Source organism: Amycolatopsis sp. NPDC102389, assembly GCF_044765885.1.
Lineage (GTDB): Bacteria > Actinomycetota > Actinomycetes > Mycobacteriales > Pseudonocardiaceae > Amycolatopsis.
Genome location: NZ_JBIWKX010000057.1, coordinates 44,126 through 50,125, shown reverse-complemented (window position 1 = coordinate 50,125; position 6,000 = coordinate 44,126). Strand labels below are relative to the sequence as shown.

General features: G+C 67.5%; 1 pseudogene (running past one end of the window). It reads right to left on the bottom strand.

Features of this window, described 5'->3' with window-relative positions:
- Positions 1 to 6,000: pseudogene (locus tag ACIRGA_RS33195) on the bottom strand (hypothetical protein); its annotated part runs 21,784 nt beyond the window's last position; the annotation flags it as partial.

Here is a 6,000-nt window from a genome sequence, read left to right as displayed (position 1 = left end):
CGAACTCGTCGGCGAAAGCGTCAAGAGCGGTCTCCCCCTGAGCGAGCCTCGCGGCCAAATCCCTGCTCTGCCTCCCCGCTTCGTCCCGCCCACCAACTCCCACAGCCTGAAGGGCGGCGACACTCGCGGCCACCCGTGCTCGCTGCGCGGCGATCCGCGGATCGAGTCCGGTCTCGTCCGGCACGCCGGCGACCTCGCGCAGCCGCTGCTCGACGGCCTGAAGTTCGAACCACTTCTGATCGGCAGCGCCCTGTTTCCGATGGAGGCTCGACTCCTTGGCCCGCCACAACGCGGAAGCCTGAGAAACCCTGTCCTGGGCCTGCGAGGCCGTCGCCGGAAGCGGCGCGCCCAGGACCTTGGCCAGGTCGGCGTTGATCACCCGGGGCAGGGCCGATCCGGGAAGCTGGACGACCACGGCGCTGGTGACCCCGCCCACGTCGGCCACGATCAAGTGCTCGGTGTCGAACTTGATCAATCCGCTACGCCCCGTGTCCTGCAGGGTCACCGTGCGCAATCCCGCGGTGACGCCGGAGAGCTGGCCACTCGCCATGGCCGCCTGCACGTCAGCGCCACCAGGAATGTGCAGGTTGTCGGCTCGATCGGTGATGCCCCCGTCACCGCCGACAACCTGGGCACCGGCGGTGCCGGAACGGGCGGTGTCGGAAATGAAGCTTTCGAGGATTTTCGCGGACTGGTCGAAGCGGACGCTGTCACTCAAGCCGACGATCTGCGCCCCGCTCAGCCGGGAATAGATCTTGACCTTCGCTTCCTGCCCCCCGGCGAGCGACATCGTGTAGAGGGTCGGCAGTGGCAATGAAGCCGAGGACGTCTTGACGAGATTGGCGCGGATCACCGTGTTGGTCACCGACAGCGCGAGCGTGTTCATCGCACCCGTCTCGCTACTGGTCAACCCGGCTTTGGCGCCCGCACCCTCGATCGCCCGAACCACGCCTTCCCGGATGTCAGCGGCGCCGCGGAAACCTTCGACGAGAACGTCAGCGGGAAGTTTCAGTCCACTGCTCTGCCATCCCTTGACACTGGCGTCGGTGTGCCGTCCGAGGGGGATCGTCAAGCTCTCGTGTTCCCGTCCGCGATCGGCGCCGATCTTCAGGTCATCCGCGTTGGCCCGGATCGTGATTTCGTCGGTCAACGCGCTCGACGCGATCTGACGGCCTTCCTTCTCGACCGTCAGTTCCCATCGCAGCCGGACCCGGTACCGGGCACCGGGACCGGACGCGGTGGTCGCGCGGATCGTGGTCAGCCCCGAGCCGGTGACCCGGCGGTCGATGCGCTCACGGGTGCCGCCCACACCGGCCGATCCACCCAGCGCGCCTCCGCCGCTGGGATCGCCGGTGGAGAACAAGGACCGCCAGCCAGGACGGAGCCACCCGCCCCTCGACTTCGAACGTTCTTCGACGGCCTTGTTCATGGCGGCGTTGGTGATCGCCTGCTCGATCTCGCTGCCGTCGTTTTCGTAGCCGTCGAATTCAACGGTCTCCGCCGTCGCTTTCAGCAGCACGTTGTAGTCGTCCGACCACAACACTCCCGGCTTGTGTACGCGCAGCGGCAGGCCACCGTCGAGCGCGTTGTCGAGCAACGATGTCGCGTTCGAACCATCGACCAGGTCACTCAGCCGTTCGGCGGCGCCCATCGCGTCGTCCAGAACGACCTTGGGTATCAGATTACGGTGTTCGCCGTTGAGGCCGGCGCGAAGGGCGGGCAGCAAACCGGAAAGGTCCGGCAGGTCCTCGGCGACGTAAGAGCCGAACGAGCCCGAGGAACCGAACGACAGTTCCGGCGCGGCGAGTTTCGGTGCCGTCTCCCGCGGTTCCGCCGCGGGAAGCAGGCCCTGCGCCCTGGCCTGACGCTCGGTCATCCGGACGAAAAGCGAACCTGGCATGAACTTGTCGGCCCCAGCGGCGGACACCGGGCCGTCGATGACCCGCTTCTGCCTGCTCTCGGCGACCATTCGCGCTCGGACGTCGTACCGGACGAGCACCGTACGGCTGTGGGCGGACGCCCTTTCCTTGTGGTCGACCATGACGGTGTGTTCGCTCGACTGGCCTCGCTTCCTGCCCCAGAACCTGGCCGAGGTACCCATCGCGATCCGTCCACCCGCCGACGACGTCGGCGTCGCGTCGGGCGCGAAGAAGTTCACGTTCGCGCTGGGACCCACCGCCTTCACTCTCAAGGATTCCGACGCCGCCTTGGTGGCGCCGCTGAAGGTCACCTTGTCGCGGCCGACGTCGGACACCTTCACCACCAGCGGATCGGTCAGTTCCAGCCGCATGCCGAGGGCGCCGATCCTTTTGGTGGCGCGACGCCCGTAGCTGAGACCGTTCCGCCGGAAGGCCGGTATCGAAGAGGATTTGAGCAGCGCCCGCAGCGTCTCGGGGGCGAACCATTGGTGCACGAGCTGGTGTCCCTTACTTCCCGGAAGCACCAGCACCTCGTCGTCGTTCGTGGCGCGGTTGGACAGATCAACAGCCAGCTCACCGAGTTCTCCGGCGTGGGCGAACGCCTCCACATACAGGAATTCCGGCACGGGAGTGGTCGACGCGGACAACTCGTCGATGGCGGGCGTCTGCTCGGGATCGAGGTGGACCACCTTCGTGGCCCCGGGAGTGAACTTCGACGGGTCGGTCTTGTGGACCGCGGATTCGCTCACCCACAACTCGGTCTTCCCCGTCACGGTGGGGATCGGGACCGCGGCACCGGGCTGGGAGCCCGCGAGGACGCGCACCTTAGGTATGGAACGGAAGGGCGATCCGGGGGTCAGCCGCCGGACCCAACGGCGGGGACGCCGGTGACTGACGATCTCGATATCGAAGGCGATGTTATGGCTGAAAACGTGGGACAGATCGGCGCCGACCTGTTCGACGGTCACAGCGCTGCCGGCCGCACCGGAGTTCTTCCACGACCGGCCGTCGGCGAATTTGACCGGCGTCGCCGCGATGTTGGTGATCGCACCGACGTCCAGCGCGCTGGAGAAACCGACCCGTCCACGTGCTTCCGGCCCGCCACCCCAGCCGCGCTCCACGCCGGCGCCACCGGCGACGGTGACACCCGTGGTCTGGATCCCGGCCACTGTGCGCCCGTCGGCCTGCCCCAGATGACGACCGTCGTCGAGCTTGCCCTTGACCCGCACGCTGATGAACTCGTCGAAGAAGAGGCCACGACGTTTGAGCTGGGTCGAGATTCCCGGTCCGAGCAGGCTGTCCAACCTGTTCATCATGGCTGTCGCGGAGAACACCGATGCCAGCTTCCGCTGGTTAGCCAGGCGTTCCTCCGCCTTGTCGCCGGAACCACGGGACGTTTTCGCCTCACGGTTGCTCCACTTGGGCAGCAGATCTTCCAGACCAGGAGCTCGCCTCAAAGCGCTTTCGATCCGGGGCAGGATACCCGCGGCGACGGGTGTGGCCCCGGCCCGAATATGTCCGCCGGCCGCGGCGGCGGCCACGTAAGGAGGTTCGAAGCGTGGTCCCACATCGATGAAGCGCTTTTCGTAACCCGGCGGTACCGGCAGGTTTTCGGCCGTCGCCTCGTGCAGGTCCAGCCGGACGTACTTCGTCGCCGGCTCCGTCACCCAATCGCCATGCGTGGTCTGCACGGCGATCTCACCCTTCACCCGATAAAGACCGACGTCACCTTGGACGTACATGCTGGTTCCAGTGGTGGTCGACCGCCCCGTGATCGCGGTGTCGGAAATGCTCGCGGCGATGTTCCCGGTCACTCCCCCGTAGCCGGCCGCGACCCCGGGAACGCCCGCGCCACCGCCGACACCCCCGAGAAGATCCGGCCCGGCCTTCGTGGTCGACGCGACCGATTCTTCGGCCGTCGCTGTGTCCTGCGTGCGGGACTCGCCCTCCGCGGGCACCACGCCGACGAACTCCACGTCGTGCGGACGGAAGATCATCCGGGCGGCTTCGCGGTAGGCGCCGTGAGGGCTCACGAAATCCGCCGAGTGCGCAGCCTCACCCAGCCACATCTTCCTCGACAAGGTGCGAACGTTCGCGGCGGAAACGAAGTCGCGCAACGCGGACCGACCGGGAGCCCCCAATTTGGACACAGACGGGTGGAGTTTCCGCTGAACCTTTTCGAACATGGTGCGCTCGTCGAAGAGCACCGCGTCGACAGCGAGGAATCCGAGCCTCTTTTCCCAGCCGTCACGGGGCTTTCCCTGCGAAACCCCGGCCGGCTTGGTGACCTTGCTGACCGAATCCGATAGCAGCAAGGTGATCTCACCTGTGGTGGTACCCCCGGTGATGCCGCCGTCTTCGCCGGTGAGGGTGATGTAGTACTTGACGGGGACCTTGGCGCTCCGCACCTCGGAATTGGGCCGCCAGATGGTCTGCGCGTTCGTAGACGCGTCGGAGGTGCGCACGCCGACCGGCCTGGCCAGTCCCGTGCCGCCACCGGCGATGACCGGCACACCGCTGCTCATCAGCGAGATCGTGGAAAGCCCCAGCCGGTAAGAGGAATTGTCCGCACGGGACTGCGACTGGCCGAAGACCTGCTGGTCCCGTACTTCGCGGACGGCCCTGGCGGGCTCTCGCTTGCCCTCACCCGGCGCCGCCCCGCCGAGATCCGGCACAGCGACGACGTGCGCCTCGAACCATTTCTCCCCGACCCGGACCTGGAAGCTCCGTCCACCGCGCGCCTCTGGTTCCGCGGTTCCGGACGATCGATCCACGCCCGGCTCCTTGCCGAGGAAGGTCTCGAACCTCGCACGGTTCAGCTTTCCGACGATGGCCTTGATGCCCTCCGGCTCCGCGGTGCCGAAGGGAGCCAGCAGCTCGGTGATGCGTTTGCCGACCTGGTCACGATCCTTCACCTCGCTCACCACGACCAGTCCCAGAGCCTTGCCGTCGCGGGCGTACTCCGGCAGGGCCCCCCGGAACGACGAACCCATCTTGCCCGTTTCCGGGGCCACGGACGGCGCATGGCCATCGCCCTGAGCGTCCGATCGCGAAGGCCCGGCCGCGTCGTCTTCTTCCTGGATCGTGGCGAGCGGCCGGTATTGCCCCGGTCCCGGATGCGATGATCCAGGCGGGGTGCCGTTCTCCCTCGCCCAAATCTCGATGACCGGGTTTCCGACGCCTGAGACGACCTCGGGGGTGCCGGGCAGGCCGAGCGCGATCGGCCCGGGCCGCGGCGCGGAGCCGGGACGCGACACCTGGGCCAGGTGGACAGCCGTCTCCAGCGCGGGCATGACCAATGCTTGATAGATGTCCTCTGCTTCGTCGCCGAAGGCAAGGGCCTGTACCTCGGCTCCCGGATTGTCCAGCAGGAACTGGGCGACATCGCGGGCTTGGTCCCTGAGTTCGACGCCCCCGTCCAGGTTTCCGGGCGCCAGTTCGACGCGCAGGAGACGCTGCCCACCCGACAACGCCGGAGCGGTACCCGCGCCATCGGAGTCCGAGCCCTCCCCGTCGTCCTCCCAGATCGGGGGCAGATCGGCGTCGTAGACGTCATCCACGACCAGGAGCTGTTCCGCGTTCTCGTCGACCCAGATCTCGACGATCGTGTCACCGACGCCGGGCAGGAACTCGGGCATGGCCGCCAGGCCGAGTTCGCTCCGCCCGAGACGGTGCCCCAAGGGAACCGAGAGCTGCTCGAGGTTGGCGAAGGAGTCCAACTTGGGCATTACCACGCTGGTGAAGTCCTGTACGGCCCTCAACCGCTCCCCGATCACGCGATAGCGCACCCGGGGAGCGCGGCCTTCCTCACGCGCGACGAGAAGGTCGCGAGTGAGCCGGGAAAGCGGCTTCCAGTGTTCGACCGGCACGGTCAAGCTGTCCGCCGGGAACTCCATCCGGACGACGCGTCGCCCGCCGTGGAGAGCCGGATCCGCCTGCGCGGCGGCCAGAGCGTTGTCATAGTCGCGTTTCGCGTTCCAGAACTTGGCGGCGGCGCGTCGCTCGAAGGCGGCCTCGATGAGGGCGCCGTCGGGGGTCCTGGCGGCCACCGCCCTGGCCTTCCCCCTGGCCGCGGTCCACT